Below are 26,494 nucleotides of genomic sequence, written 5' to 3' on the forward strand. Positions count from 1 at the left end.
GTTGATGGGCGACTGACCGAGACGCGCGGGTAAGTCTCTGGCGATCGGTTTGCTGCGGCGCGCCCGTGCCTCTCACTGGCGCAAGTGCGGCGCCACCCAGTTGAACAGTCGATCTCCATACCGGCCGCTGACGCCCACAAACAGCAGCGCCACGCCGAAGTTCCACATCAGAATCATGGCCGTGGCGTCGAGCGGGTGAAGGATGGACAGCGCGGTTGCCGTCATGGCGGCAACCGCGAGGCTGCCGCACATTGCCACCGGCGCCGGGGAGAGCCGTGCCACATACCGTAGCATGATCAGCAAGGCAAACGACAGCGGCACGCTGACCATCATCAGCGTGGCGAAGCAACTGGCCGTCTCGCCGAGCGAGATGCCGGCCGGCCCGATTTGGACCCAATTTGTCAGGCAACCGTAGCTGACCGTGGCGAACCAGGCCAAGAACGCTGGCACCGGCAGCAGCAGCCATCGCCGGGAGCGCCCGGGGACGCTGGCCATGAACGCTGCCACGGCGGCCAGAACGGCGGTCAACATCGCTGCGGCCACGCCGGTGACAAAGACCGGCTGCGCCAGCTTCGTTGCCAGATCGGGGCGCAGACCATGATGGGACGCGGCCAACGCCAGAATCAAGGCGGCCAGCAGCAGCCAGCCTGCTGCCCGCACCATCGGCGGGCGCAAGCGCCGCACCGGCGCTGCGTCGGCCACCAGTGAGTCGATCAGATTAGGGGTGGGTCTCACGACTTATTACCTTGCGATTCGAACAATTTGCGCAGCGCTTTCAAGGCACGATGCGTGGCAACCTTCAGCGCGGCAACCGACATGCCGCTGGCGGCGGCGGCCTCTTTCAACGACATTTCCTCGAGCTTGAGCATCCGCAATGCGTCGCGTTGTCCGGCCGGCAGCCGTTCGACGGCATCCCTCACCGCGCGCGCATCTACAGCCTCCTCTTGTAAGTTCGCTGCAGAGGGCCAAAAGGTTTCTTGCTCAGTGTCAAGTTCGGTTTCATGCGAGCCGATGCGTCCGCGCCGGCGCAGGCCGTCGACGATGCGCCGGTTGGCAATGGCAACCAGCCACGGGCCAAACGGACGTGCCGGATCATAAGTGTGGCGCACTGCGTGTACCGTCATCAGCACGTCCTGCACCGTGTCTTCGATGTCGCAGCGATTCCGGACCTGGCGTGCCGCCAACGCCCGCACGTAGGGGGTGATGGCTTCGAGCAAATGGCGGTAGGCCTCGCGGTCGCCGCGTTGCGCGCGGGCCATCGCAACGGACCAGTCCGCCGTGCCGTCTGCCCGGCGGGTCCTTGGCGCGCCAGGGGGGGCTGCGTACGCCGAGTCCGGCGTATCGCTCACGGAACTCGGTTTGCCGTCATGTCGGTGCGTTGGGGAAGACATGGCTGAATTCTGCGTCATGGGGGACCGTTTGTCGCGCAAAAAAATTTCGGGAGAGACGTAACCTTTGGTCGCGTACGGCCGAATATCCTGACACGGCCCCGGATTCGGGCCGCAACACTCAGGAGAATGCATGATGAGCAAGCATATGTTGGCCGCTTCGACCTTGTCGTCCGCCCTCGGGCTCGCCCTTGCTATGGCGGCCACGCCGGGCCTTGCGCAGCAGCCCATGAAGGACATGAGTGGGATGCCGCAGATCGTCAAGGACAACATGGCGAGGATGGATAAGGGCAAGCTGGAAAAGTGCTATGGGATCAATGCCGTAGCCAAGAATGACTGCGCCGAAGGCGCGCATTCCTGTGCGGGACAAGCGACCAAGGCGCGCGATACGAAATCATTCGTGCTGCTGCCGGCCGGCGACTGCGGCAAGATCCAGGGCGGCAACGTCAAAGCCGTCTGATCGAGCAGAACGATGGATGCCCCGTCTGTTGCACTGCAACGCGGGCCCAGCCCGATCCCAGCGCGAGCCGGGGTCGGACTGCGCTTCCGGCACCACCAGGTGGTGGCGGAGGAGCGCCCCGCGGTCGCTTGGTTTGAGGTGCATACCGAGAACTATATGGGCGGCGGCAGCGCTCCCGGTTACCTGGACGCCATTCGACGCGATTATCCGATCTCGCTGCACGGCGTTGGCCTGTCGTTGGGCAGTGCCCAGGGGCTGGACATGACCCACCTTGCGCGCGTGCGCGAGGTGGTTGCGCGGATCGAACCGGGATTGGTCTCCGAGCATCTGTCCTGGAGCGTGGCCGGCGGAACCTATCTCGCGGATCTCTTGCCGCTGCCAATGACCGAGGAAGCGCTGGCCATCGTGTGCCGGCACGTCGACCAGACCCAGACCTATCTGAAGCGCCACATCCTGGTCGAGAACCCATCGACGTACTTGCGCTTTGCTCACTCGACCATTCCCGAGTGGGAATTCCTGGCCGAGGTCGCACGCCGCACCGGGTGCGGCATACTGTGCGACGTCAACAATATCTATGTCAGCGCCAGCAACCACGGCTGGGACGCCACGACGTATCTGGCTGCGCTACCGCCAGCGGCGATCAGTGAGATTCATCTGGCCGGCCATAGCGTGCGGCAACTCGAGCAGGGGCGAACCCTTCGCATCGACGATCACGGCTCGCGCGTCGCGCCCGCGGTATGGGCTTTGTACGAGGAAGCGCTCCAACGCTTCGGACCGGTGCCGACGCTGATCGAATGGGACACCGACGTACCTGCGCTCGACATCCTGATGGAAGAGGCGGCTATCGCCGAAACGGCTCTGGAGAGGCAACAGCATGCATCCGCATCCCCCTACGCTGCTTGAGTTGCAGCGCGCCGTCGGCCAGGGTCTGCTGCATGAGGGCGGCGGCGACCTGCTCGCGTTCGTGGTAGAAGACGGGCTGGCGCCGCAGGCGCGGCTTGGCATCTACCGGAACACCGCTATTGCCACACTGGTGACGGCGCTACGCCTGTCCTATCCAGCCATCCACGCCTTGGTTGGCCCCGAGTTCTTCGAAGGTGCGGCCCGACTGTTCATGGAGGACTCCCCTCCAAGCAGCGCTTGGCTGGACCAGTATGGCGAGGTCTTTCCGGAGTTCCTGGCGGCGATGCCGCAGGCCGCCTCGCTGACCTATCTAGCAGACACGGCCCGGCTCGAATGGGCGGTCAATACCGTGCTACACGCGCCCGACGTGAAGCCGCTCGACTTGGCTCGCCTCGCGCAACTAGAGGAAGCCAAACGGGAGGATGTGTGCTTCGCGCCGCATCTAGCCGTGCGACTGTTGCAATCTGACTTCCCGATCGACGCGATCTGGCGGGCTGTGCTAAGCCGTGATGATGGTGCGATGGAGGCCATCGACCTGAACGCCGGCCCGGTCTGGCTGCTCGTCCATCGGACCCCGTCCGGCGTCGAAGTCGACCGCCTGAGCGCCTGGCAGTGGCGCTTCGCGGCAGCCCTGTTCGCGGGGCGTCCGTTACATGCTGCGCTGCAGGAAACCCCTTCGTCCGAGACGCACGCCTGGCTTGCCACGCTGCTGGCATCTGGATGCTTCACCGCCATCAGCCTGTCCGGGCGGCCATTCGACTAACCATGGAGCCTTTGTCATGCGCAATCTCACACATTCCACTGGTTCATCCATGACGCTGGTCGAGCGCGCGCGGCGCGTGCTGGCATGGCTCGATCGCTTTCCCTACACCGTCCTCGCCATTCCCCTGCGACTCGCGGTCGCCACGGTATTCTGGAACTCGGCCATGGCCAAGCTCGCCAACTGGGAGTCGGCCCTGGAACTCTTCCGGGAAGACTACAACGTCCCGCTGATCCCGCCCGAGCCAGCCGCCTACTTGGCCGTCTCGATCGAGCTGACCGCGCCAGTCTTACTCATGGTGGGCTTGGCGACTCGCCCCGTGGCACTGGTGCTACTGGGCATGACGACGGTGATCCAGGTGTTCGTCTATCCGCAGGCGTGGCCCACGCATATCCAGTGGGCGGCCATGCTGCTGGTCCTGCTGACACGCGGCCCGGGGAAGCTGTCGATCGACTGGCTGATTCACCGGCGCACCCTCGGCGCTGACTGACACGGCGTCCATCGCTTCAGCGTCCTATCGGGCTGGCAGCGATGCGAAAGAGACTCTCGATGACGATCACACTCATTGCGGCCGTTGTGCTCCTGCTCGCCTGGGCAAACGGCGCGAACGATGTCTCGAAGGGCATTGCCAGCCTGGTGGGCGGAGGCGTTACGCAGGCCCGCCGTGCGCTTTGGTGGGGCACGTTGTGGACGGTGATGGGCGGGCTGACGGCTGTCGTGCTTGGCGCTGCCATGGTCCACACGTTCAGCAGCGGGCTGTTACGGCCCGAGACGCATCTGAGCCTTGGCTTCCTGCTCGCCGCATTGTGTGGCGCGGTGGTCTGGGTGCTCGGTGCCACGCGCTTCGGCTTGCCCGTATCGACGACGCACGCATTGCTGGGCGGGCTGGTCGGCGCGACGCTCGCCGCCACCGGCCCGCAGGGCCTCCTGGCGCGCTCGCTACTGGGCAAGATCGCGCTGCCATTGCTGGTAAGCCCACTGGTCGCCATTTTGCTATGCAGCGGGGTGCTATGGCTTGCCCATCGCCTGGTTCGGCAGGTACCCATCCGGCGAGCGGACTGCTGTAGCGAAGCCGAATGGCGCGCCGATCCCTTCCTTTGCGCCACACCCGCAAGCCGTCCCACGCCACCGCGCGTACGCCGGCGGTGGGCAGCCTTGCACTGGATGAGCGCGGCGGCGATTAGCTTTGCCCGGGCGCTCAATGATGTACCCAAGATCGCGGCCGTGCTGATCATGGGCCTTGCCCTGTCGCCGGGAGCGCCGCCCGGCTTGCCGATGGCGGGTGCAGCCGGGGCGATCATTGCCGTTACCGTGGCAATGGGCCTGGGTGGATTATGGGGTGGACGCACGGTGCTCCATGTGCTCGCGCATCGGGTGGCGCCGCTCGATGCCTACACGGGGCTGGTCGCCAATCTGTGCACCTCGTCGCTGGTCTTGCTGGCCTCGCCGCTCGGCCTGCCGGTGTCCACGACCCACGTGAGCACCGGCGCCCTATTGGGGGTCCGCTGGAACACCGGTCAGCAGCCAGCGGGGGGAGACGCACTCAAAGGCGTGCTTTACGGCTGGCTGGTCACTTTCCCCGTCGCCGGCCTGATTTCGGCAGGCGCCGTGGCGCTGTCGCGCCTAACGTAGGGCCCGGGCGATTTCCCGGTAAGGCAAGCACAACGACGGGCCCAAGGCGGGCAACTTGGAGAGGAAGCAACCATGTCGATGCAAGACGCAGTGTACGAACGCTATAGCGAGGGTGCCCGGGCCACCGAACCCCAGCTATGTTGTCCGGTCAGCTACGATCCCCGCTATCTGGCGGCAATCCCACCCGAGATCCTCGACAAGGATTATGGCTGCGGCGACCCCTCGCGCTACGTGCGGCCCGGCGACACCGTGCTCGATCTCGGCTCGGGCGGGGGCAAGATTTGCTACATCGCCGCGCAGATCGTCGGCGAGGGTGGCCAAGTGATCGGCGTGGATATGAACGACGCCATGCTGGCGCTCGCGCGCAAGTACCAGCCACACATGGCACAGCAACTGGGCGGCGACAGGGTGCGTTTCCTCAAGGGGAAGATCCAGGAGCTGGCGTTGGATGTCGCTGCCATGGACACCTGGCTCGCCCGCAACCCGGTCCATGACACGCGCGGACTGGCCGCGCTTCAAGCCTGGCAAGCCGAACAGAAGCGTCAGGCGCCGCTGGTGCCTGACGACTCGGTGGACCTGGTGATTTCGAACTGCGTCCTCAATCTGGTGGACGAGCACGAGAAGCAGGCCGTCGCGCGGGAGATTTTCCGGGTACTCAGGCCTCATGGCCGGGTGGCAATTTCCGATATCGTTGCCGATGAGCCGGTGCCCGCAGCACTGAAGAGCGACCCGCAGCTTTGGAGCGGCTGCATCTCCGGCGCGTTCACCGAAACCGCGTTCCTGCAAGCGTTCGTGCAGGCGGGCTTTGTCGCCGTGGGGATCGACACATGGGCGCCTACGCCGTGGCAGGTCGTCCATGGCATCGAGTTCCGCGCGGTCACCCTGGTGGCGCAAAAGCCGTCGAGCCAACCATGTATCGACAAGGGGCACGCGGTCCTCTACCGCGGTCCGTTCGCCTCGGTGACTGACGACGAAGGCCACCTGTTTCCCCGCGGCGAGCGTATGGCGGTGTGTGAGCGGACCTATCAGCTCCTTATGCAGGGTGACTACCGGACGCATTTCATCGGCATCGAACCGGTCAGCGAGCAGGCCGGCAAGCCGTACTGTGCGCCGCCTGGCACTCACCGACCCGCATCGGAAAGCAAGCGGGCGGTGCATTTTCCTGCTGACCAGCGCGCCACCAGCTGCGATCCCAGTACGGGATGCTGCTGACGCGATGAGGCTTGTGCCATGTCCATGATCCCAACGCCAGATGACGCGACCTATCCATGGTACGTGCGCCTGATCTTGTGGCTGCAACGCAGGAAATATGGCGCCGAACTCGAGCCGGCCAGGTTGTGGGGCCGCTCCCCGAGAGTATTTCTCGCGTTGACAGGGCTCTATCGCGCGCTCGACCGGGTGTCTTCCCCCATTGAACCTGCGCTGCGCTCGCTGATCACGGTGCGGGTCTCGCAAATCAACTGGTGCGAGTTCTGCGTCGATCTCAACTCCGCGACGGCGCTGGAGCGCAGCGTGGAAGCGGCCAAACTCTCGGAACTGGCCGACTTCGACCAGTCCCCGCGCTACAGCGCTCGCGAAAAAGCGGCCCTGCGCTATGCCGAGACCGTCACCATCACCGGCCGCCGCGTGGACGCCGCCCGGATGAGTGAACTCAAGGCGCATTTCAGCGACGACGCCATCATCGAACTCACCGCGCTGATCGCTTTCCAGAATTTGTCGAGCAAGTTCAACGCGGCGCTGCACGTTCCGGCCCAAGGGTTCTGCCGGATGCCGCCGGGTCCAGCGGACGACGCGGCCAGACAGGCGTCGCAAAGATCGCCAAGTTGCGATCCCACGGAGAAGTGCTAATGCATGCCATCTTCCCTTTACTACGCACGACCGACTTCCCGGCGATACGACGCAGGGCATTGGAGACGCTGCAAGTCAACCTGGGCTATCGCTGCAACCAGACTTGCGTGCATTGCCACGTCAACGCTGGACCGAACCGCATCGAAATGATGGACAGTGCCACCGTCGATCTGGTACTAGAGGTGCTGCGCACCCGCAGGCTCTCGACTCTCGATCTCACCGGCGGCGCCCCGGAACTCAACCCGCACTTCCGCCGACTTGTGGCGGGCGCGAGAGCGCTTGGTGCGCGCGTCATCGATCGCTGCAACCTCACCATCCTGTTCGAGCCGGGGCAGGAAGATCTCGCGGAATTTCTTGCCGCTGAACGCGTGGAAGTCGTTGCCTCCCTTCCGTGCTATTCGGCGGACAACGTCGACCGTCAGCGGGGCGCCGGCACGTTTGACAAGAGCGTATCGGCGCTACGGCACCTCAACGGCCTCGGCTATGGCCAGCCTGACACCGGCCTCGCGCTGCATCTCGTGTATAACCCGCAAGGCCCGGTTTTGCCGCCCAATCAGGAGAGGCTCGAGGCGGACTATAAGCGTGAGTTGTACGTGCATTTCGGCATTGTTTTTAACCAGCTCTTTGCGCTCGCGAATATGCCGATCCAGCGCTTTGGCAGCACGTTGGTCTCAAAGGGGCAGTTCGCGGACTACATGCGCCTGCTGAAAGACAATTTCAGCGCCGCCAATCTTGACGGCCTGATGTGCCGCAGCCTTGTCAGCGTTGACTGGCAAGGCTATCTCCACGACTGCGATTTCAACCAGATGTTGGGCCTGCCGCTGAAGCTCGGCGTTTCGTCTCGGGCTCACTTGCGCGATCTGCTGAGCGCAGAATTGATCGGTCGGCCTATCGTCGTGGCCGATCATTGCTACGGCTGCACCGCAGGTCAGGGCAGCAGTTGCGGTGGTGCGTTGGCCGCCTGAGCCGGAATCCGTGAAACAAACAATGCGGCTCAACTGGTCCTTGATCATTCTGTTGGTGGCAGCCGTGCTGGGCTCGGCTTACTTCGTCCTGGACGTGGGCCAGTATTTGCACCTGGATTACCTGCGGGCGAGCCGCACTGTTTGGCAGGCTTATCGCGCCGACCATCCAGTGGCCTCAATGGCGGCCTATTTCTTGGCCTACGTGGCCGTGGCCGCGTTGTCGCTGCCCGGCGCCACGGTCATGACGCTGGCCGGCGGCGCGATCTTCGGCCTGGTTGGCGGCACGCTGCTGGTGTCGTTTGCGTCGAGCCTCGGCGCCACCCTGGCCTTTCTCGCCTCCCGGCACGTTTTGCGCGACGCGTTGCAACGTCGCTGCGGGGATCGGCTTGCCGCAATCAACGCCGGTATTGCAAGGGATGGCGCCTTGTACCTGTTCTCGCTGCGGCTGATCCCGGTCGTTCCCTTCTTTCTCATCAATGTTGCGGCCGGCGTCACGCCGATCAGGACGCGTACCTTCTATTGGGTCAGCCAGGCCGGCATGCTCGCGGGCACGGTGGTGCGGGTGAACGCCGGCGTGCAGCTCGGCTCCATCGAGCACCTCCCGGATATGCTTTCTCCGGGCTTATTGGGAACGTTCGTGCTGCTAGGCCTCCTTCCGCTGATGGTGAGAAAGGTGGTAGCAGCGGCCGGACTGCGACGCGTCCACGCCCGCTGGCCGAAGCCCCGGCGGTTCGACCGCAATCTGGTCGTCATCGGCGCCGGGGCAGCCGGACTCGTGACGGCCTATCTTGCGGCGGCGCTGAAAGCGAAAGTCACACTCGTCGAAGGCGGCAAGATGGGCGGCGACTGCCTGAATTCCGGGTGCGTACCTTCCAAGGCCCTGCTGCGCTCAGCGCGTTTCGTCAAGCAAGCAAAGCATGCAGCCGCCTTGGGCATGGCCAGCGCCGAGATCAGTTTTGACTTTGCCGAGGTGATGGCGCGTGTGCATCGGGTGATTGCAACGGTGGCCCCGCACGATTCGGCCGAGCGGTACGCCAAGCTCGGGGTGGAAGTCATCCAGGGGCGAGCCACCATTACCTCGCCCTGGACCGTCGAGGTCAACGGCCGGACGCTCGCTACCCGCGCCATCGTCATCGCGGCCGGGGCCGAGCCCTTGGTGCCGCCGATCCCGGGGCTGGAGGCGGCCGGCTATTACACCACCGAGACGATTTGGTCCCTCCGTGCGCTACCCCGACGGCTGGTTGTGCTGGGCGGGGGCCCGGTGGGCTGCGAGCTCGCGCAAGCTTTCGCCCGCTTTGGGGCGGAAGTCACGCTGGTGCAGCGGTCGCCGCGACTCCTCGTCCGTGAGGACCCAGAGGCCTCCGCACTGATCGCGGCAGCGCTGGCGGCGGACGGTGTGCGGATTCTAGTTTCGCACCGCGCGGTGCGCTGTGACCAAGTCGGTGGTCTCAAGCAGTTGATCGTCAGTCGCGGTGAACAGGAAACGGGTCTGGAGTTTGACGCTCTGTTGTGCGCAGTCGGGCGTCGCCCACGCACTGCGGGTTATGGCCTGGAGGCGTTGGGTATCCCCCTGACACCGGCCCACGCCATCGAGACCAACGCCTATTTGCAGACGCTCCACCCGAACATTTACGCCTGTGGCGATGTCGCGGGACCGTTTCAGTTCACCCACGCTGCGGCCCATCAGGCGTGGTACGCGACGGTCAACGCGCTGTTTGGTGGGGTGAAGCATTTCAGGGCCGACTACACAGTCATGCCATGGTGCACCTTTACCGATCCGGAGGTGGCCCGTGTGGGGCGGAGCGAGCGGGACTGCAAAGAGCAAGGCATTCCCTATGAAGTGACCCGCTATGACCTGGGCGAGCTGGATCGCGCGATCACCGACGAGTGCGCCCGAGGCTTCGTCAAGGTTCTGACCGTGGCGGGGCGGGACAGGATCCTCGGGGTCACAATTGTCGGAGACCATGCCGGAGACCTGCTTGCAGAGTACGTGCTGGCGATGAAGCACGGCTTGGGACTCAATAAGATCCTTGCTACCGTCCACACCTATCCGACGCTGGCCGAGGCCAACAAGTACGCGGCCGGCGCGTGGAAACAAGCGCACGCCCCGCAACAGGTGTTGAGATGGCTCGCGCGGTTTCATGCCTGGCGGCGCGGTGGCGTAGCAGCAATGCGCGGGGAGCCTGGAAAATGAAGGCATCCGGAACCGCCTCCCCGAAAGTCAACCGTACCCGTGTCCTGATCGTGGTGACAGTCGTCGCGCTGCTGGCGGCATATGTAGGCTTCGATCTCGGCCGTTACCTGAATCTGTCACAGCTCAAAGCGGGTCAGGCGGCTTGGCAAGCCTACTACGCGGCGCATCCGGCGGTGGCGATGTCGGGCTATTTCCTGCTCTATGTCGCTGTCACCGCGCTCTCCCTGCCCGGCGCCGCGATCATGACGCTGGCCGGTGGCGCAATCTTCGGTCTGTGGGGCGGCACCCTGCTCGTGTCGTTCGCCTCGACCATCGGCGCCACCCTGGCATTTCTCGCCTCGCGCTATGTATTTCGCGACGCGGTGCAACACCGCTTCGGTGATCGACTTGCCGCAATCAATGCCGGCCTCGCGAAGGACGGCGCATTCTATCTGTTCGCGCTCCGGCTGGTTCCATTGGTACCGTTCTTCACGATCAACTTGGCCATGGGGCTGACACCGATCAAGACCAGCACGTTCTACTGGGTCAGCCAAGTCGGCATGCTCGCCGGCACGGTGGTCTATGTGAACGCCGGAACCCAGTTGGCGGGGATCAGCAGCATCGCCGATATCCTGTCACCAGCGCTGCTCGGCTCGTTCGCCTTGATTGGGGCGCTGCCAGTTGCCGGGCGGGGTGCCGTGCGACTTCTTCGGACACGTCACTACTTTCGGGGAGAACGCTAATGCGCCTGTCGATCGTGATCCCGACCTGGAACGAAGCCGAGCACATTGAAGACGCCCTTGCGGCGCTGCAGTCGCTGCGCCGCAAGGGCGTGGAAATCATTGTCGTAGACGCAGACAGCGCGGACGGCACGGCTGGCCTGGCAGGACCGTTGGCTGATCGGGTCATGATCACTGCCCGCGGGCGGGCGCGCCAGATGAATGCTGGCGCCACTGCAGCCCGTGGAGAGTTGCTGATTTTCCTCCATGCCGACACACGCTTGCCGGCCGATGCTGACCAGGCTGTCCGCGCCGTCATGCAATCGGGACAACGGCTGTGGGGTAGGTTCGATGCCAGCATAGTGGGAAGGCTGCGGCTCCTTCGCGTTGTCGCGGCCTCGATGAACCTTCGCTCGCGGCTCACCGGCATCGCCACCGGGGACCAGGCGATGTTCATGCGGCGCGAGACCTTCTTTGCTGTCGGTGGTTTTCCCGATCTGCCGCTGATGGAAGACATTGTGCTGTCGGCCCGCTTGAAGCGCCTCGGGTCGCCGGCGTGTCTACGTGCGCGCGTGGTCACGTCCGGGCGGCGATGGGAGCGGCGCGGACTCTGGAGAACGATCTTGCTGATGTGGTGGCTGCGCCTGCAGTTCTTTTTTGGATGCAGCGCCGCAGCACTGGCGCAACACTATGAAGCCAAGGAGCACGCATGCGCCCCTCCCATTGCGAAGTGATTGTCTTTGCCAAAGCGCCGGAGCCGGGGTATGCCAAGACCCGCCTGATTCCCGCACTGGGCGAGAATGGCGCCGCGGCGCTGGCCGAGCGGCTGCTTCGGCATACCCTTGCCTCGGCCTATGCGGCCGAAATTGGTCCGGTGGAGCTTTGCTGTACGCCGGATACGGGGCATCCGGCATTCCAGGCCTGTGCGCGAGAATTTAAGGCGACGCTGTCGCGTCAATGCGACGGCGACCTCGGTCAGAGAATGGCCACGGCGGCCTGCCGGGCCTTGGCGCGTGCCGGTAGCGTGCTCATCATCGGCACCGACTGCCCCGCGCTGGAGCCAACGCAGCTCAATGCTGCGGCGAGAATCCTGAACGCCGGAAATGATGCGGTGCTCGTTCCCGCCACCGATGGCGGATACGTCCTGCTGGGTCTGCGACGCCTTGATGCCCATCTGTTCTCGGCAATACGCTGGAGCACCGACACCGTCATGACTGAAACACGCAAGCGCCTGACTGCGCTTGGCTGGCGGTGGGCGGAACTGCCTGCACTGCCGGACGTTGACGAGCCAGCCGATCTGCAACATGTCCCCATCGCGCTGTTGTCAGCAGCGCCGAACTCGCGTACCGACGAGGAGTAGTCACCATGCTAGGCATTATTGGCGGAACCGGAATCTATGCCATCGACGGGCTCAGCGTGATCAACGAGCACCTGGTCGACACGCCATTTGGCGCGCCATCGGCGCCTGTGCTCCATGGCCGTCTTGGCGCCACGGAGGTCATGTTCCTGCCCCGCCATGGTAGGCAACATGAACTGCTTCCGCACGAGGTCAACTACCGTGCCAATATCTACGCCTTGAAGGCACTCGGGGTCCGCCAGATCATTGGCCTGTCCGCCGTCGGTAGCCTGCGCCAGGAGATTGCGCCCGGCGACTTCACCATCCCGACCCAATATGTGGACTGGGTGCGCGGCAACCGCGCCAAGACCTTTTTCGGGGACGGGCTGGCCGCGCACGTTTCCTCGGCCGAGCCCACTTGTAGCCGGCTCGCCTCGACACTCGAAGCGACCATCAGGGATCTGCGACTGCCCGCGCATGCCAAAGTGACTTACGGCTGTGTCGACGGCCCGCGTCTGGGCACACGCGCCGAGAGCCATTTCCTGCGCAATGCGATGGCCTGCGATGTCGTGGGCATGACGAACGTGCCGGAAGTCTTCCTCGCCAGAGAGGCCCAAATCTGCTACTGCACCTTGGGTATCGTCACCGACTATGACTGCTGGCTGGAGGATCCCGCGCAACATGTCACCGTGGCGGCGGTGATCGCCCGCTATGGGGCGAGTGTCGGCAGGGCCAAGCAGATTTTGACCCAGATCCTATCGACAGGCTTGCCCGACCACGACGCTTGTTCCTGTCGCCACGCGCTATGCGATGCGGTACTTACCCCGGAGGGGGCCGTTCCCGCAGAAAAGCGGGCGCTGCTGCAACTCTTGCGGGCCTAGTATGACCGGAGAGGTTCCGAATGTGTCGAAATCCGCGCCGCGGTGCGGCAGCGTCCGGGGGAAGGGGAACGCGAGCGGATTGCGCCAAGGGAGATGCGTCATGCCATACATGTCCAGAGCGGAAATCGATGCGCACGGCGCTGAGCCGTGGCCGCCATCTCCCGCCGACGCCTTGGCGCGCGCGCGGGCCGTGATGGCCAAACAAGGGCTCGCGCAACCTAACCAGCAGATGGGTCAGCGATGGCCGATCGGCTGCGTCGCGCTGGAGATCACGCAGCGCTGCAATCTGGACTGCACGCTGTGCTACCTCTCCGAAAACTCGGAGGCGGTCAAGGATATCCCCCTCGACCAGGTGATGGCCCGAGTGGAGAGCATCTTCAACGCCTATGGGATAAACACCGACGTCCAGGTCACCGGCGGTGAGCCGACCTTACGCAAGCGCGACGAGCTGCTCGCCATCGTGCGCAGGATCCATGCGTTGGGCATGCGTGCCACGCTGATGACCAATGGCATTCGGGCGACCCGGGCCCTACTTGGCGAATTAGCGGCCGCCGGGCTGGCGGACGTCGCCTTCCATGTCGATACCACCCAGCAAAGACGGGGTTACCAGACGGAAGCTGACTTGAATGCTCTTCGCCAGCGCTATCTGGAGCGAGCCGCCGGACTGCCCCTGTCGGTGATGTTCAACACGACGGTTCATGACGGAAACTTCGACGAGATTCCGGCCGTCGTCGCGTATTTTCGGGGTCAGGCGGGGAGAATCCGCACGGCGTCGTTCCAGTTGCAGGCTGACATCGGCCGGGGTGTGCAAGGTGCGCGGGGCCAGGCAATTACCCCCGAAACCGCCGCAGCCCAGATTGAGCGCGGGGCGGGGACGCCGCTCCAGTTCTCGGCCTCCCTGATCGGGCATCCTTCCTGTAGTCGCTATGGGATGTGCCTGGCGGCGAACGGTAACCTCTACAATGCGTTTGACGACTTGCAACTTGTGGCTGCCCTGCAGCGCGCTACGGCTGGTGTCGTGTTTGACCGAACCCGCCCCACCGCGACCGCTCGCCGGCTGGCGTATTGGCTATGCGGACACCCCGTCTTTTGGGCGCCGGTCATGCGGTGGCTGACGCGAAAGGCCTGGGCAATGCGGGAGGACCTCGTCAGGAGTCGGGGCCGCGTGCACACCCTCTCATTCGTCATCCACAATTTTATGGATGCGTCGAAACTGGAAGCGGACCGGATTGAAGCCTGCGCGTTCAAGGTCATTACCGCCGACGGCCCTATGTCCATGTGCTTGCACAATGCCAGGCGCGACGCCTTCATTCTGCGGCCCATCCGATTTCATCGCGGCACGTCGTCGCTGTCTTGGAACCCACTGACCGGCACCGAGACAAGCGAGGCCGCTGCGAGCAACGGGGATACATGTCAACCGCGCTCGCAACCGGTCGCCCCGACGCTCACTTCAATAGCGTGAAGATTGCCCTCAAGCTCTGCTATGTACCCCAGGATACCGCGCAATTCACTCCTCGTCGTTTGCATGACGCTAACGGCGGCTTGGGTGGGGCCAGTCGCCGCGCAGGCCGGAGAGTCTGACCCCGACGTGTACTGGGCGCGCGTACTGCACCGGTACGTGAATGATCATGGACAGGTGGATTTCTGCGGACTGGCCAAGAACCCGGCCGATTTGCGCGCTTACGTCGACTATCTCGGGCGCGTGAGTCCGCAGAACATGCCGGCAGCGTTCCCGACGCGCAGTGCGGTGCTTGCCTACTACATCAATTCCTATAACGCGCTCGCGATGTACAACGTCCTCGTCTCCGGCATGCCAAAGGAGTTGGGATGGCTAATGCGGCTCCGGTTCTTCGGGGGCAGGCGCTTTACGATCGGTGGAAAGGCCATGACGCTCTACACTTATGAAAACAGCGTGATCCGTCCCATGGGGGATGAACGTGTCCATTTTGCGCTGAACTGCATGGTGATCGGCTGTCCTCGCCTGCCCAATCAGCCATTCTCTGGCGAACATCTTGACGCCCAACTTGAGGAGGCCGCACGGCGTTTCTTCAACGAGCCGCGGAACCTTCAAGTCGATCTGGTGGGAGGCACCGTCCGAGTCTCGTCGATCCTCAGTTTCTACAAGGACGACTTTCTGAAGCGGAGCCCCACGTTGCTTGCCTACATCAACCGCTATGCGCCGCTGACGCTTCCTGCAGGCATGGAAATCGAGTTCATTTCCTACGACTGGACGATCAACACTCAAGGTCGCAGTTGTCAGTCTATCAATTGACGTCCCCGCCCACGTCGCGACGGGTGTGGCGTGACTCGGCGCTCAAATCTGTGTCGACCCCCATTCATGACTGCACGACCGGGGCCTGAGGATCGCTGCCAGCATAGCAGGCATTGGCGAACACCAAGTAGGCAAGGCTAAGTTGGCGCGTATCGTTGCTTCGGCGCGCGAAGGTCTCAAGCGCACGTAGCAATTGGTCCGTGATTTCGAAGTCCTTGGCGCGGCAGGCTCGCTCGAAGATGGAGAACAAATCCTCATTTAATGTGCGCATAACACCACCGCACTGATCACGTGGGCAATGCTTACGGATAAATCAGTGTGCCAAGGCTCAATTCGTCGCATGCCCCGAATCGGCGGGCAATATCCGAAGCGCCAAAACCTTCAAAAGAAGCTCCCTCGCAAGGAGGTCCCTCGAGGGAGCAGGCGGCTCGCTGACTGACGTAGCACCAGGTGCTTATACCCGAGAGTATTTCTCCATGAAATCAGTACTTACTTTTGGGGGCCGTCGTCAATATATCCATCACGGTTGGTAATTCTCGCTCCATCCGTGAACACATCACGCCTGTCCGTGACTCTGGCACCATCAGTATAAACGTCGAACCTGGACGATTTCGCTGCTCCTGGGTAAACGTCAAACGTTCCAGCTTTCCCCCCATCGGTATAGGTGTCACGCGGACCTAAAATGCCGGCAAGTGTCGACCCTACGTTAAGGGCGGTGCCCGCCGCAATGAGCAGTAAGACCTTCTTGACCATTTTCCAACTCCTTCAGGTGGTTACTCAACCCCGCACCGGCAGGACATCACCGCCGGGCACCGTTACACGACCGAGGATCGTGGCCTAGCACCCTAGCCGTGTACCTAAAGTTCGGCAGACTGCCGCCAAAGGTTACAGCCCGCGCGAACTCTCCTTGATCGTCGAGTACACCCTCCGGCACGTGACACGCTTGTGTACCTTGTTGGAGCCTCAGGTTCGCAGTGGAGGTCACGGCGGAAAAAGGGGCACGATGATAGAGACACGGACGAGGCAACTGCCCACCGGAAGCGGTCTATGTGAATCCGCGCGTCGACATGACATCACTGACGACCTGATGTCGGCGATCAACTGCTGCGCGAAAGCCTGGCCCGTTGTCGTCGCCATCTTTACATTTTCTCATAGCTATTGTGATAACTATTCTTATCGTAATAGCTGCATCGATGCACTAAACTGGTCGACATGAAAAAGCTGCCAGCCACCCCCCAGACCCATCCGGCGCCGCCTGACTTCCCCGATGCGGCGTCGCTGGCCGCGCTACGTGCCTGGTACGAAGGGCTATCGGCCCGCGACGCGGTGGTGCGCTACCTGGGCGAGCGCAAGGCCAGCGGCCAGTCCGCGCGCGGCATCCTCGGCCACATCCGGCGACAGTTGGCCGATTTCGCGCGCCGCCGGCAGCGCCAGGACCTCGCCGCCTTGTTCGCGCACGGCGCGGCCGAGCGAGTCGGCCGGGCTAAGGCAATCAGCCAAGCGGTCGACTTGCTGCGCCGCTTGCCCCCGCCGCAACCGGCGGTCGGCGACGACATCGGCCAGTGGCTGCCGCCCCGTGCCGTGGCGGCGCTGCGCGCGCACGGCATCGACACGCTGGCGGATCTGACGGTGCGCATTCCGCGCCGGCGGCGCTGGTGGACGGCCGTGCCCGGCCTAGGCCCGGCGAGCGCCCGGCGGATCGCGGCCTTCTTCGCCGAGCATCCGCCACTGACCGAGCGCGCCCGCGCGCTGATCGCCGTGACGGATCGCGGGGTGATCGCGCCCTGGGAGCACCTGCGCCTGCCCCACGAAGTCGACGGCTCGTCGGGGACCTTCCGCGCCCCACGGCAAACCTGCACCCTCAATGCGAACAACGACTACGCCGCCATCCAGGCCTGGCTCGCCCTGCACGAGTCACCGGCCACCCAACGGGCCTATCGCAAGGAAGCGGAGCGGCTGATCCTGTGGGCGATCGTCGAGCGCGAGCGTCCCCTGTCGTCGCTGACCACCGAGGACGCGATTGCCTATCGCACTTTCCTGCGTCGGCCGACGCCGCACAAGCGTTGGGTGGGGCCACCTCGACCACGCACCTCGAGCGAATGGCGCCCGTTTGTGCAAGACCTGTCGCCACGCTCGACGGCCTATGCCCTGTCGGTACTCGGCGCGATGTTCCGCTGGCTCATCCAGCAGCGCTACGTGTTGGCCAATCCCTTTGCAGGCATCAAGGTGCGCGGCAGCGCGCGTGCCGCGCTACTGGATACGTCGCACGTGTTCACCGAGGGGGAATGGATGCTGGTGCGCACGCTCGCCAACGGACTGGAGTGGTCCTGCGGCTGGGAGACGCCGGCGGCCCAGCGCCTGCGGTTCGTGCTCGACTTCGCGTATGCGACCGGCCTGCGCGCCAGCGAACTCGTCAGCGCAACCCTTGGTGGCATCGACATCGATGCCCATGGCGACCACTGGCTCAGCCTGGTCGGCAAGGGGGCCAAGGCGGGCAAGGTGGCGCTGCCGCCGTTGGCGCGCGTCACGCTCGACCGGTATCTGGTCGAGCGCGGCCTGCCAGTTACGCGGGCACGCTGGGATCCGCATACCCCGTTGATTGGCGGCCTTGGCCAGGATCCGGCCAGCGGCATCACCGGGACGCGACTGTGGGCCGTGTTGCGGCGATTCTTCATGCAAGCGGCTGACTTGATCCAGGCCGACCACCCGGTTGCCGCCGAAAAGCTGCGGCAGGCAAGCCCGCACTGGATGCGGCATACGCATGCGACCCATGCGCTCGCACGCGGCGCGGAGTTGACGTCGGTCCGGGACAATCTACGGCACGCGTCCATCTCGACGACTTCGATCTACCTGCACGGCGACGAGGTGAAACGAGCCCGCCAAATCGGGGCGGCGTTCTCCGCTCCGTAGCGTTTTGGTGTGTTGGACCAATTGAATTAGGGCGGCCAGCGAACCCTTGCTTATATCAAAACAAAGAGGTTAATTACTCTCTATATAACCGCAAGGCTTATGATAGCGGATTGTCCGCATCTTGGCATGACCCCTTCCAGGCTTCTCGCCGTTGAGTCCAGTCGGCTTCCTAGCCATTCTCGATCACACAGATCGTGGAATCCAATCGTCTCCGGCTATGCTTGTGTGGGGATCGTTACGTTCACCCAATTGTCAGCCTCAGGCGCGCTCCTGTGAGAGCGTGTTGAAGCCCAGCCAGACTTCAATGGTCGTAACCATGCCACGATCGAGTACCATTTGCTCACGGACGCATAGCGATTTCACACTATCTGCGAATTTCATTGCGAGAGATGCTGCGTCATTGGGTCCGTCTTCAAAAGAGTGCCCGCAATAGAGGAGGCCGCGAAGGACCTGGTTGATATCTGAGCGACTGATCGGCGTTCCCGCAGCCTTACATCGGTCACGCACGCGCTTCGTGGTCTCCAATAGATGGAAGGGATGGGCGAGAACATCTGCCTGCACGCTCGCTAGCAGCATCCGGTACCGCTCCGGGGACAGCAACGGCACACCGGTTACTTCATGAATCTGCCTTGCGGCTGAGTGAAGGTGCTGCGCCTCGCCCCACTGCTCGTGCTGTTGGGGCATGGCGGATGCACCTGCCCCGTCGTAGGCCTTTCCGCCTGAGGTAGACCAGTCAAATATGACAGGGCGAACATCGAGGGACTCGGCAAACTTGCGGAATGTGCCTCGGCCGTTCCAGTCTGCAGCGAGTTGAGGGTGCTTCTGGATGATCAGGTCCGCCAGCGTGCTGCATTGGATCGGATGCTTAGCCGCGCCCACCTCGAGTTTCACGAAATCGGCCACCGCTTTGGCTAGGCCGTCAGGGTTGCCACCGCCATTCCGGCCAAGCGGCGCCGGCGTGGCTTGACGCTTCGGGTCGTGGACAAAGCCTCCGCCTTCCCAGCTAACCTGCAGGGGGGGCAGACCTCCCGATTCAAGCAGCGCCCTGAAACTGCCATACCCCGCCCACGATGATGCGTCGATGCCGTCCACACTGGACTGGACCATTGACGCGAGGCGGGATACGGCCACCGGCCCTTGAGCCTCCGCCACAACTTGATGCATCAACTTGAATGCAGCGTCGGTGAGTACTGCATCAGCGCCTGGTTCGCGGAGCGGCGGCGCCTCGGCATCGGCGTCAAATCCGAGGGCGTTGTGAACGAAATCATCTTGGTCGATGAGAAGATCGGCTGATGACCGGTACGCCGCCGATGGAAAGCCGATGGCAAGTACAGTCGTGCGGCGGTCCCAGCGACGAAGCTTTCGAAGGACGGGGGTGAAGTCGGCGTCTGCAGAGAAGACAATGAATTCGTCGTATCCAGCTTCGTGCTGGAGGAGATCTACTATGTCGAGCACCATATGAATATCGGTACTTGTCTTCCCTTCACTCGTGAGAGCGGGGCAATCGACGATCTCGAATCCGGCCAGATTGAACGAAGGCCGGAACCGTTGGTATGCCTGCGGATTGAGGTAACAGCGACGAACCAGTACCCGCCGCCTTGCGCCGACTGGTGCGTGATCCGGCAAACTCAGCGTGCCAATGAGCCATTCCATCCACTGGGCCGGACGGCGGGCGAAGCGGTCTGCATAGGCGGGGTCGAGCTGTCTCAGGCCCGAATAGACGTTGTCGAAGTCGACGAACAGTGCGCTCTTCATTTCCGTGGGCGAGTTAGTTCAAGCCATTTGCTTCCCAGCCTTCGCTGGTGAGTTTCACCCCGTGAGTTTGCAATGTCTTTCCCGCACCTTCCAACGTCCTTGGAATAGTGGGGAATGTCGCTTGAATCTCCGGTCGTTTGGCCCAGTCAGAGAGGCCGTCGATCTTGTACAGGTACGTCACGCCGGCTTCTTGATAGTCACCGAGTTTCATGGGGCCTTCCCACTTCACAACCTTCTGAAGGGCCTTTCGTCCGTAACAAAGGTCCCCCAGCTTGACCTTCTTCACGCCGTCTGACCGAAACGAGTCAACTTCCCATTCACGATAGTAGTTCTTACCCGCCTCGGTCACTGTGTAGCGTTTCACGGTGAATTTCATCGGCGTACCGGTGATGTAGCTCTTTTCCTCAATCTCGGTCATCGCACTGCTAACCAGGCCGGCCCTCTCTAGTGCAGCCATTCTTCCTGCAGTACCTGAAGGCATCGTCTTCTCCAGGCGCAGGTCTGTCTCTGTAACATCAATTGGCCATTTGCTGAAGCCAAGGCAAAGTTCACCCTTCTTTTCGAGATATTGGCTGAGAGCTGCCCCGAAGTTCTTTTCGTTAGGATCCGTCTTGCTACCACACCCGGCGGTGAGTGCGGCTGCCAGGAGGGCGGTCGAGAATGCTGTCGTCTTCATTGGCCTTTGAATCTCTTGCGGTTGAATCGAGATTGGCAATCGTATCAGTTTGCAACGTTGAGTTCATCCAGCCGCTGGGACCTGCGTTCGGGCCAGCCCTAGCAAAAATTCCGGCTTTCAGTGCTGAGCGATCCGAGCATTTGTGAGAGATCGACAAAGCGTTGCGCGATCAGATGTCGCACTTCCCCCTCGCATTGCCACTGGCCATAGACACCGAGAAGGGAGGCCGTCAGGACCTCGCGTCGGAACTTTTCCATCACGGACGGCCAGACGATGACACTGACAGTCCCGGTCTCGTCCTCCAACGACAGGAAAACTACGCCGTTCGCCGTACTTGGGCGCTGCCGGACGGTCACGATGCCGCAGCCACGGGCAATCTGCCGCGTGGCATAGGTGGCCAGCTCATCGGCGGGCACGAAGCGCAACGCGGCAAGCTTGTGGCGGAGCAGAGCAAGCGGGTGGCGGTTCAGCGTAAGCCCGAGCGAGCGATAGTCGCTGACGATCTCCTCACCTTCAGTTGGCTGTGGAAGCTCGGGCATTGGCTCGTCCAAATCAGCGGGCCGCAGCAGGTCCTTGTCAGGCACTGCTGCCGCGGCCTGCCACATGGCCTGACGTCGATTTCCGGTGAGGCCAATCAACGCATTGCCAGCGGCCAGGACATTGACATCGTGCCGGTCGAGGGACGATCGGCGAGCGAGATCCTTGACGGAGGCAAAGGGCCGGATGGCGCGTGCTGTTTCGATGCGTTCAGCGGCGTCGCGGCGCATGCCACTTAGCTGCGAGAGACCCAGGCGTACGGCCCTCGGCGTATCGTCGTAACGCTCCAGGCTCGCGTCCCAGCCACTCACCGCCACATCAACCGGAAGAACGGTGACACCATGGCGCTTTGCGTCCTGCACCAGCTGCGATGGGGTGTAGAAGCCCATCGGCTGGCTATTGAGCATGGCACAGAGGAAGGCGGCTGGCTCGTGGCACTTGAGCCAGGCACTCGCGTAGACGAGCAGGGCGAAGCTTGCCGCATGGCTTTCCGGAAAGCCGTACTCGCCGAAGCCCTGGATCTGCCGGAAGATATTCTCGGCGAATTCCGCATCGTAGCCGCGCTCGAGCATGCCCGTCACGATGCGCTCGTGATATCGCTCCAAGCCACCTTTGCGTTTCCAGGCCGCCATGGCACGGCGCAGCTGGTCCGCTTCGCCGGCGGAAAAACCAGCGGCCAGCATGGCCACCTGCATCACCTGTTCCTGGAAGATCGGCACGCCCAGTGTCCGGGACAAGGCCTGCTCCATTTGCGGGCTCGGATAGCTGACCGGTTCCACTCCCTGCCGGCGGCGCAGGTAGGGATGCACCATGCCACCCTGAACCGGCCCGGGCCGAACGATCGCCACTTCGATGACGAGGTCATAGAAGGTGCGCGGCCTCATGCGAGGCAGCATCGACATCTGGGCGCGGGACTCGATCTGGAACACGCCGACCGTATCGGCTCGCGAGATCATCTCGTAGGTCTTTGGATCTTCCGCCGGGATGTCCTGCAGTTCAAAGGCTTCACCGCGTTGTTGCGCCACAAGATCCAGGGCTCGCCGGATCGCAGATAGCATGCCGAGCGCAAGGACGTCGACCTTGAGCAGCCCCAGTGCGTCGAGATCGTCCTTGTCCCACTGGATCACGCTGCGATCGGCCATGGCTGCGTTTTCGATCGGCACCAGCCGGGATAGCTTGCCCCGCGCGAGCACGAATCCGCCAGTGTGCTGGGACAGGTGGCGCGGGAAACCGAGCAACGCCACGGCCATGTGGGCCCAGCGTTGGGACAGTTCCGCTTCCGTATCCACGCCGCTCTCACCAAAACGCCTGAGCAGGTCCGCTTTGCTGTCGAACCAGTGGTGGGACTTCGCGACCAGGTCGACAATGGCAGGGTCCACGCCAAGGGCCTTGCCGGTGTCGCGCAGTGCGCTGCGAGGCCGGTAGGTCGTCACTGCGGCCGCCAGTGCGGCCCGATCGCGCCCGTACTTGCGATACAGGTACTGGATCACCTCCTCGCGGCGCTGGTGCTCGAAGTCGACATCGATATCGGGCGGCTCCGCGCGCTCTTTGGAGATGAACCGCTCGAACAGTAGATTGCCGCGCGCCGGGTCAACTTCGGTGATACCAAGACAGTAGCAGACCGCCGAATTGGCTGCGGAGCCACGCCCTTGGCAGAGGATGCCGTTGGAACGGGCAAAACGCACCACGTCAAATACGGTGAGAAAGTATTGCTCGTACGCCATGTCGCGGATCAGCGCGAGTTCATGCTCGAGCTGCTGCTGAACGGCAAGGGGTATGCCGGCCGGGTAGCGGCGGTGCGCGCCGACATAGGCTTCTTCCCGCAGATAGTCGGACGGCGTCACACCGTCCGGGACCACTTCTTCGGGATACTCGTAACGCAGCTCGTCCAGCGAGAATTGGCACAGATTTGCGATGTGGACGGCTTCGGTCAGGTAGCGGTGCGGGTAAATGTTGGCGAGCCGCAATCGGGACCGCAGGTGCTGCTCGGCATTAGGCAGGAGGTCATACCCACATTCGGCCACCGGGCGGTGCACGCGGATTGCTGTCAGCACGTCGTGCATGGGCTTGCGCGAGCGCACGTGCATGGTCACGTTGCCTGTGGCGACGATGCGCAGGTGATGGCGCGCCGCGGCCGCCTCTACCGTGCCACGGTGAATATCGTCCATTGGACGGTAGAGTAGGCTCAGTCCCATCCATGCCCTGCCGGAAAAGGTCGCGCTCACCCAGGCCGATTGGGTCTCTAGCTTCGCGGCCGCCACGCCATAGTCTGGCGTGAACACGACCAGGCAGTCGGGCAGACCTTTCAGATGCTGGTACGGCGCTTCGGGCGCGGCCAAATCGCGTGGTGTCAGCACATAGGAACCCTTGGCGGCACGCATGCGCGCGAGCGTGATCAGCTCGCACAGGTTGCCATAGCCTTCGCGGTTACGGGCGAGCGCCAGGAATGAGAGGGCAGGAGAGCCATCGGCGTTTTGCAGCCGGAACCAGGCGCCGACCACCAGCCGAACACCGGCGTTCTTCGCCTCAGTGTGCGCGCGAACGATGCCCGCCAGCGAGCACTCGTCGGTGATGGCGAGCGCGTGGTAGCCCAACTGGGCGGCGCGCTCAGCGAGTTCTTCCGGACGTGAGGCGCCAGCAAGGAATGAGAAGTTGGAGCGGCAGTGCAGCTCCGCGTAAGCGGGCAGACCTGCCGTGGCGTTGATGTCCATGACGTTCAGCCGAAGAGGCCATGCAGATACCACCGCGCCTCGTCGCCTTCGCGGCTGCCCATGCGTTCCTGGAAAATCCAGTAGCAGGTATGGTCCTTCGCCTCCGCCACGAAATAGTCGCGGGTCACCAGCTGGCCTCCCCACCAGCCCGACTCGAGGCGTTCGGGTGGGGAAACGATCCGTAGTGGCGAGCCGTAGAAGGGGCGGTGGTCGCGCTCAATCAGCGGGATGGGCTTGCCGAGCAGCCAAGCGGGACGGGGCAGGCCTTGTGGCACCGTTGCGCTGGCCGGCTTGTCGGTGGCCGGCTGCCAGCCGTTAGCGACTTCCGGGCGGTAGTCCGCGCGCAAGCACGGCTGGCGAACATTGTCGGCGCCCAGGCGCGCCACCAGCAGTTCGAGCAGGCGAGCGTGGTCCGCTGGCGTGCCGCCCGGCTCGGGAAACAAGGAATCGCTGGGCGGTGCCACCGGCTCGGTCTCGAGAGCCGACACCGCGACAGCGATCATCGGCGCTTCAACCGTCAGCCGCGCCAGACGTTCCTTGAGCAGGCGCACCAGATGCTCTTCGTGCCAGTTGGGCTCAGCCAGTGCGATTTCGATCTTCGTTGGCGCGATGGCGGCGCGTCCGCGCTCGTGGCGTAGCTCGACCGCAAACCGCTTGATGGCTAGGTGCCTGGCGGTCAGCCACCCGACCATCTGGACCAGCAAGCCGCGAAGGTAGGCGAGGGCGGCCTCGGCGCTCTCCATCCTGTCCGGAAGATCCACCGCGGCGTCAAACGATGGTGGGGCTTCGACCCATTCGAAGACTTCCGGCGCTTCCCCATAGGCGCGATCCAATGCCTCAAGGATGGCGGCGCCGCAACGGCGCTGCAGGCCTGCGCGCGGCAGCCGGCGCAGGTCGCCCAGCGTCCGGCAGCCGAGTCCATCGAGCCAATCGTCGAACGGCCGCGCTGCCGGCAAGATGGCAACGGGCAGGTCGGCCAGCTTTCGTACCAACGAGGGCGGACGTAGCGCCACGCCGCCGCCGGCGCGCGCAAGCAGCCACGCCCCTTCGGCAGTCGGGGCGCATCCCGCGACAGGACTGAAGCCCATTGACGTCACGGCCGCCAGCATTCGCTGCCGCAGCTTGCGGGCACCGCCGAAGAGTCGCAGCGTGGTACTGACGTCGACCAGCACCGCTGCCTCCTCGGAGGCAGCGATATTGGGCGAGAACTGCAGCAGCGCCATCGTGACGCGCTCAAGCGCCGCCAGCTCCGCGCAAGTGTCGCGGTCAAAGAGAATGGTGTGCGGCGCGATCGTCTGTACGCCGCCGCGGCGCATGCCCAGCTTCACGCCGGCCGCCATGGCCAGCGTCGACGCCAAGTACACGCGCTCCTTGTCCAGGACAGCAACCGCCAGCTCAGTGGACCAGTTCGGCCGAAACACTTCGAGGGGCAGGGACGACAGGCGCAGGCAGATCCAAAGGCGCAGCATGGCGATACAACAGAATGGGAGAGGGCTGCAGGGTTACGTTCAGCGGCGATTCCTGCTGCGGGCCGCGACGCTTCACGAATTGCACACGAATGCCGTCCGATGCGGGCTCCAAGGTCAGGCGCAGCGGCGCCGGCGAGGCATCGCGGGCGCAGGCCGTTGGTCGAACCACGAAGAACAAGACATCCGAGGCTTGGGCGGCAAGGTTTAGACGCCGAAGCGCATCGTTACGCAGGTACGACTGCCAGAAAACGAGCGCGCCGCAGGTCCCGGCGCGCAAGATCTGCTCCGCGGCCCACAGGGCGTCAGCGGTGTGCCGGGTGTCGACCCAGAGAATCTGGGCGGGCGGGATACCCCAGTTGGCGAGTGCCAGCGCTTGAGGCGTGTGCGGCGGCGCCAGAAGTGCGACCGGGCGGTTGGCGCGCGCAACGAGAGCAGGGCGTAGCAACCGCAGCTCCCCGATACCGGGCTGGCGCTGCAGCAGTTCCGTCAGGCAACTGATCGGCCAGCCGCCGCCCGGCAGCTCCTTGTCGAGCGCGGGATACCCCGTCGGGACGGTGCGTGTGCTGCCTCGGGCAAGCTGTGCGGCGAGCCAAAGCGATGGGTGAATGGTTTCTGGGGCGACGGATAGCATGGTGGGCTCCTGTCACCAGTGTACTGTATGTTTATACAGTAATCACGTGTACGGAAAGCCACCCGAGAAGCACCGGTTAAACGAGAAGTTCCACTTTATTGTTATTTTTTAAACAAAACTAAGGCTTTAAAAAACCCTCATATGTGCACAATAAGGCATACTGAGATCCTCATTCCAATGGCTCGCGTGTGAACTTGCCAAGACGGTGATAGCCGGGCACCTTAATCTTGCGCCAGTCATCGGACGCGCCGCCGCGGTAAAGGCTGCCGGCGCGCTTGGCCACCACACCTTCCAGCTTCAGTCTCAGCACGGCGTTATAGAGCCAGGCGCCGTCCTCTACGCTGTCCACGAACAGGATGCCCGGCACGCCGGCGAGGAGGGCGCGCAGCCGGGCCTTGCGCTCCTCATAGAGGGTCGGCCGGAATTCGTGAAATTTTCGCCAAAGTTGCCTTAAGCATTTGATCCGAA

General features: G+C 63.5%; 24 protein-coding genes and 1 pseudogene. 16 read left to right on the plus strand and 9 right to left on the minus strand.

What is annotated here, in order from left to right; genetic code table 11:
• Positions 1 to 72: 72 nt before the first annotated feature.
• Together IPF36_RS17135 and IPF36_RS17140 are read right to left on the minus strand one after the other, a co-directional pair.
• Positions 73 to 735, minus strand: a complete 663-nt coding sequence (locus IPF36_RS17135; RefSeq protein ID WP_195429149.1) for an NrsF family protein — start codon at positions 733 to 735, stop codon at positions 73 to 75.
• Positions 732 to 1,259, minus strand: a complete 528-nt coding sequence (locus tag IPF36_RS17140) for a sigma-70 family RNA polymerase sigma factor (protein WP_195429151.1) — start codon at positions 1,257 to 1,259, stop codon at positions 732 to 734. The genes IPF36_RS17135 and IPF36_RS17140 overlap by 4 nt, the downstream gene beginning before the upstream one ends.
• A 265-nt stretch (positions 1,260 to 1,524) precedes the next feature.
• Here IPF36_RS17140 and IPF36_RS17145 point away from each other — a divergent pair, with 265 nt between their 5' ends.
• The 15 genes from IPF36_RS17145 to IPF36_RS17215 all read left to right on the plus strand — a co-directional run bounded on the left by IPF36_RS17145 (position 1,525) and on the right by IPF36_RS17215 (position 15,337).
• Positions 1,525 to 1,848: a DUF2282 domain-containing protein gene (locus IPF36_RS17145; protein WP_195429227.1), complete on the plus strand. Its 324-nt coding sequence runs from the start codon at positions 1,525 to 1,527 to the stop codon at positions 1,846 to 1,848.
• A 12-nt stretch (positions 1,849 to 1,860) separates the two neighbouring features.
• A complete protein-coding gene (locus IPF36_RS17150) occupies positions 1,861 to 2,751 on the plus strand; it encodes a DUF692 domain-containing protein (RefSeq protein ID WP_195429153.1) in 891 nt (296 codons plus the stop codon).
• Complete coding sequence (locus tag IPF36_RS17155) at positions 2,723 to 3,514, plus strand: DNA-binding domain-containing protein (RefSeq protein ID WP_195429155.1); 792 nt, start codon at positions 2,723 to 2,725, stop codon at positions 3,512 to 3,514. The genes IPF36_RS17150 and IPF36_RS17155 overlap by 29 nt, the downstream gene beginning before the upstream one ends.
• 49 nt (positions 3,515 to 3,563) lie before the next feature.
• A complete protein-coding gene (locus IPF36_RS17160; protein ID WP_255519815.1) occupies positions 3,564 to 4,001 on the plus strand; it encodes a DoxX family protein in 438 nt (145 codons plus the stop codon).
• A gap of 59 nt (positions 4,002 to 4,060) precedes the next feature.
• A complete protein-coding gene (locus IPF36_RS17165; RefSeq protein WP_195429159.1) occupies positions 4,061 to 5,143 on the plus strand; it encodes an inorganic phosphate transporter in 1,083 nt (360 codons plus the stop codon).
• Between the two features lie 72 nt (positions 5,144 to 5,215).
• On the plus strand, positions 5,216 to 6,355 hold the full coding sequence (locus IPF36_RS17170; RefSeq protein ID WP_195429160.1) for a methyltransferase domain-containing protein: 1,140 nt from the start codon (positions 5,216 to 5,218) through the stop codon (positions 6,353 to 6,355).
• 18 nt (positions 6,356 to 6,373) lie between these two features.
• A complete protein-coding gene (locus IPF36_RS17175) occupies positions 6,374 to 6,991 on the plus strand; it encodes a carboxymuconolactone decarboxylase family protein (RefSeq protein WP_195429162.1) in 618 nt (205 codons plus the stop codon).
• Positions 6,991 to 7,956, plus strand: a complete 966-nt coding sequence (arsS, locus tag IPF36_RS17180; protein ID WP_195429164.1) for an arsenosugar biosynthesis radical SAM (seleno)protein ArsS — start codon at positions 6,991 to 6,993, stop codon at positions 7,954 to 7,956. Before IPF36_RS17175 ends, arsS begins: the two co-directional genes overlap by 1 nt.
• Before the next feature lie 10 nt (positions 7,957 to 7,966).
• The gene (locus tag IPF36_RS17185; RefSeq protein ID WP_368671165.1) at positions 7,967 to 10,150 is read left to right on the plus strand and encodes an FAD-dependent oxidoreductase; all 2,184 of its coding nucleotides are present in this window, start codon (positions 7,967 to 7,969) and stop codon (positions 10,148 to 10,150) included.
• The gene (locus tag IPF36_RS17190) at positions 10,147 to 10,872 is read left to right on the plus strand and encodes a TVP38/TMEM64 family protein (RefSeq protein WP_195429166.1); all 726 of its coding nucleotides are present in this window, start codon (positions 10,147 to 10,149) and stop codon (positions 10,870 to 10,872) included. Before IPF36_RS17185 ends, IPF36_RS17190 begins: the two co-directional genes overlap by 4 nt.
• Positions 10,872 to 11,582: a TIGR04283 family arsenosugar biosynthesis glycosyltransferase gene (locus IPF36_RS17195; RefSeq protein ID WP_195429168.1), complete on the plus strand. Its 711-nt coding sequence runs from the start codon at positions 10,872 to 10,874 to the stop codon at positions 11,580 to 11,582. The genes IPF36_RS17190 and IPF36_RS17195 overlap by 1 nt, the downstream gene beginning before the upstream one ends.
• A complete protein-coding gene (locus IPF36_RS17200; RefSeq protein ID WP_195429170.1) occupies positions 11,558 to 12,208 on the plus strand; it encodes a TIGR04282 family arsenosugar biosynthesis glycosyltransferase in 651 nt (216 codons plus the stop codon). The genes IPF36_RS17195 and IPF36_RS17200 overlap by 25 nt, the downstream gene beginning before the upstream one ends.
• A 5-nt stretch (positions 12,209 to 12,213) precedes the next feature.
• Entirely contained in the window at positions 12,214 to 13,065 is an 852-nt protein-coding gene (mtnP, locus tag IPF36_RS17205) for an S-methyl-5'-thioadenosine phosphorylase (RefSeq protein ID WP_195429181.1), read from the plus strand.
• A 100-nt stretch (positions 13,066 to 13,165) separates the two neighbouring features.
• Positions 13,166 to 14,527 (plus strand): radical SAM protein, encoded by a 1,362-nt coding sequence (locus IPF36_RS17210; protein ID WP_195429191.1) that lies wholly within the window; start codon positions 13,166 to 13,168, stop codon positions 14,525 to 14,527.
• Between the two features lie 63 nt (positions 14,528 to 14,590).
• A complete protein-coding gene (locus tag IPF36_RS17215; protein WP_195429192.1) occupies positions 14,591 to 15,337 on the plus strand; it encodes a DUF547 domain-containing protein in 747 nt (248 codons plus the stop codon).
• Between the two features lie 489 nt (positions 15,338 to 15,826).
• Here IPF36_RS17215 and IPF36_RS17220 read toward each other — a convergent pair whose 3' ends face one another.
• Entirely contained in the window at positions 15,827 to 16,090 is a 264-nt protein-coding gene (locus tag IPF36_RS17220) for a hypothetical protein (protein WP_195429194.1), read from the minus strand.
• 459 nt (positions 16,091 to 16,549) lie between these two features.
• On the opposite strand from IPF36_RS17220, the gene IPF36_RS17225 reads away from it, so the two are divergent.
• Positions 16,550 to 18,247 carry a site-specific integrase gene (locus IPF36_RS17225; protein ID WP_195429196.1) on the plus strand — a complete coding sequence of 566 codons (1,698 nt, stop codon included), beginning with the start codon at positions 16,550 to 16,552 and terminating at the stop codon, positions 18,245 to 18,247.
• 258 nt (positions 18,248 to 18,505) lie between these two features.
• Here IPF36_RS17225 and IPF36_RS17230 read toward each other — a convergent pair whose 3' ends face one another.
• From IPF36_RS17230 to IPF36_RS17255, 6 genes and pseudogenes are all read right to left on the minus strand, one after another.
• Positions 18,506 to 20,002: an NYN domain-containing protein gene (locus IPF36_RS17230; protein ID WP_195429198.1), complete on the minus strand. Its 1,497-nt coding sequence runs from the start codon at positions 20,000 to 20,002 to the stop codon at positions 18,506 to 18,508.
• Positions 20,003 to 20,015: 13 nt separating this feature from the next.
• The gene (locus IPF36_RS17235) at positions 20,016 to 20,678 is read right to left on the minus strand and encodes a hypothetical protein (protein ID WP_195429200.1); all 663 of its coding nucleotides are present in this window, start codon (positions 20,676 to 20,678) and stop codon (positions 20,016 to 20,018) included.
• A gap of 98 nt (positions 20,679 to 20,776) precedes the next feature.
• Positions 20,777 to 23,926 carry an error-prone DNA polymerase gene (locus IPF36_RS17240; RefSeq protein ID WP_195429202.1) on the minus strand — a complete coding sequence of 1,050 codons (3,150 nt, stop codon included), beginning with the start codon at positions 23,924 to 23,926 and terminating at the stop codon, positions 20,777 to 20,779.
• Between the two features lie 5 nt (positions 23,927 to 23,931).
• A complete protein-coding gene (locus tag IPF36_RS17245; RefSeq protein ID WP_195429203.1) occupies positions 23,932 to 25,395 on the minus strand; it encodes a DNA polymerase Y family protein in 1,464 nt (487 codons plus the stop codon).
• Positions 25,322 to 26,026: a translesion DNA synthesis-associated protein ImuA gene (imuA, locus tag IPF36_RS17250; RefSeq protein ID WP_195429205.1), complete on the minus strand. Its 705-nt coding sequence runs from the start codon at positions 26,024 to 26,026 to the stop codon at positions 25,322 to 25,324. The genes IPF36_RS17245 and imuA overlap by 74 nt, the downstream gene beginning before the upstream one ends.
• Before the next feature lie 169 nt (positions 26,027 to 26,195).
• Positions 26,196 to 26,494, minus strand: a pseudogene (locus IPF36_RS17255) (hypothetical protein); the annotation flags it as partial.

It is taken from the genome of Cupriavidus sp. IK-TO18 (assembly GCF_015549295.1).
Classification (GTDB): Bacteria; Pseudomonadota; Gammaproteobacteria; order Burkholderiales; family Burkholderiaceae; genus Cupriavidus; species Cupriavidus oxalaticus_A.

What these genes read in the sequence shown, in the direction of transcription:
- IPF36_RS17140 (WP_195429151.1), bottom strand. Translation starts at nt 1,259, where the DNA reads ATGGCCCGCGCGCAACGCGGCGACCGCGAGGCCTACCGCCATTTGCTC.
- IPF36_RS17145 (WP_195429227.1), top strand. Translation starts at nt 1,525, where the DNA reads ATGAGCAAGCATATGTTGGCCGCTTCGACCTTGTCGTCCGCCCTCGGG.
- IPF36_RS17150 (WP_195429153.1), top strand. Translation starts at nt 1,861, where the DNA reads ATGGATGCCCCGTCTGTTGCACTGCAACGCGGGCCCAGCCCGATCCCA.
- IPF36_RS17155 (WP_195429155.1), top strand. Translation starts at nt 2,723, where the DNA reads ATGCATCCGCATCCCCCTACGCTGCTTGAGTTGCAGCGCGCCGTCGGC.
- IPF36_RS17160 (WP_255519815.1), top strand. Translation starts at nt 3,564, where the DNA reads ATGACGCTGGTCGAGCGCGCGCGGCGCGTGCTGGCATGGCTCGATCGC.
- IPF36_RS17165 (WP_195429159.1), top strand. Translation starts at nt 4,061, where the DNA reads ATGACGATCACACTCATTGCGGCCGTTGTGCTCCTGCTCGCCTGGGCA.
- IPF36_RS17170 (WP_195429160.1), top strand. Translation starts at nt 5,216, where the DNA reads ATGTCGATGCAAGACGCAGTGTACGAACGCTATAGCGAGGGTGCCCGG.
- IPF36_RS17175 (WP_195429162.1), top strand. Translation starts at nt 6,374, where the DNA reads ATGTCCATGATCCCAACGCCAGATGACGCGACCTATCCATGGTACGTG.
- arsS (WP_195429164.1), top strand. Translation starts at nt 6,991, where the DNA reads ATGCATGCCATCTTCCCTTTACTACGCACGACCGACTTCCCGGCGATA.
- IPF36_RS17190 (WP_195429166.1), top strand. Translation starts at nt 10,147, where the DNA reads ATGAAGGCATCCGGAACCGCCTCCCCGAAAGTCAACCGTACCCGTGTC.
- IPF36_RS17195 (WP_195429168.1), top strand. Translation starts at nt 10,872, where the DNA reads ATGCGCCTGTCGATCGTGATCCCGACCTGGAACGAAGCCGAGCACATT.
- IPF36_RS17200 (WP_195429170.1), top strand. Translation starts at nt 11,558, where the DNA reads ATGCGCCCCTCCCATTGCGAAGTGATTGTCTTTGCCAAAGCGCCGGAG.
- mtnP (WP_195429181.1), top strand. Translation starts at nt 12,214, where the DNA reads ATGCTAGGCATTATTGGCGGAACCGGAATCTATGCCATCGACGGGCTC.
- IPF36_RS17210 (WP_195429191.1), top strand. Translation starts at nt 13,166, where the DNA reads ATGCCATACATGTCCAGAGCGGAAATCGATGCGCACGGCGCTGAGCCG.
- IPF36_RS17215 (WP_195429192.1), top strand. Translation starts at nt 14,591, where the DNA reads ATGACGCTAACGGCGGCTTGGGTGGGGCCAGTCGCCGCGCAGGCCGGA.
- IPF36_RS17220 (WP_195429194.1), bottom strand. Translation starts at nt 16,090, where the DNA reads ATGGTCAAGAAGGTCTTACTGCTCATTGCGGCGGGCACCGCCCTTAAC.
- IPF36_RS17225 (WP_195429196.1), top strand. Translation starts at nt 16,550, where the DNA reads ATGAAAAAGCTGCCAGCCACCCCCCAGACCCATCCGGCGCCGCCTGAC.
- IPF36_RS17230 (WP_195429198.1), bottom strand. Translation starts at nt 20,002, where the DNA reads ATGAAGAGCGCACTGTTCGTCGACTTCGACAACGTCTATTCGGGCCTG.
- IPF36_RS17235 (WP_195429200.1), bottom strand. Translation starts at nt 20,678, where the DNA reads ATGAAGACGACAGCATTCTCGACCGCCCTCCTGGCAGCCGCACTCACC.
- IPF36_RS17240 (WP_195429202.1), bottom strand. Translation starts at nt 23,926, where the DNA reads ATGGACATCAACGCCACGGCAGGTCTGCCCGCTTACGCGGAGCTGCAC.
- IPF36_RS17245 (WP_195429203.1), bottom strand. Translation starts at nt 25,395, where the DNA reads ATGCTGCGCCTTTGGATCTGCCTGCGCCTGTCGTCCCTGCCCCTCGAA.
- imuA (WP_195429205.1), bottom strand. Translation starts at nt 26,026, where the DNA reads ATGCTATCCGTCGCCCCAGAAACCATTCACCCATCGCTTTGGCTCGCC.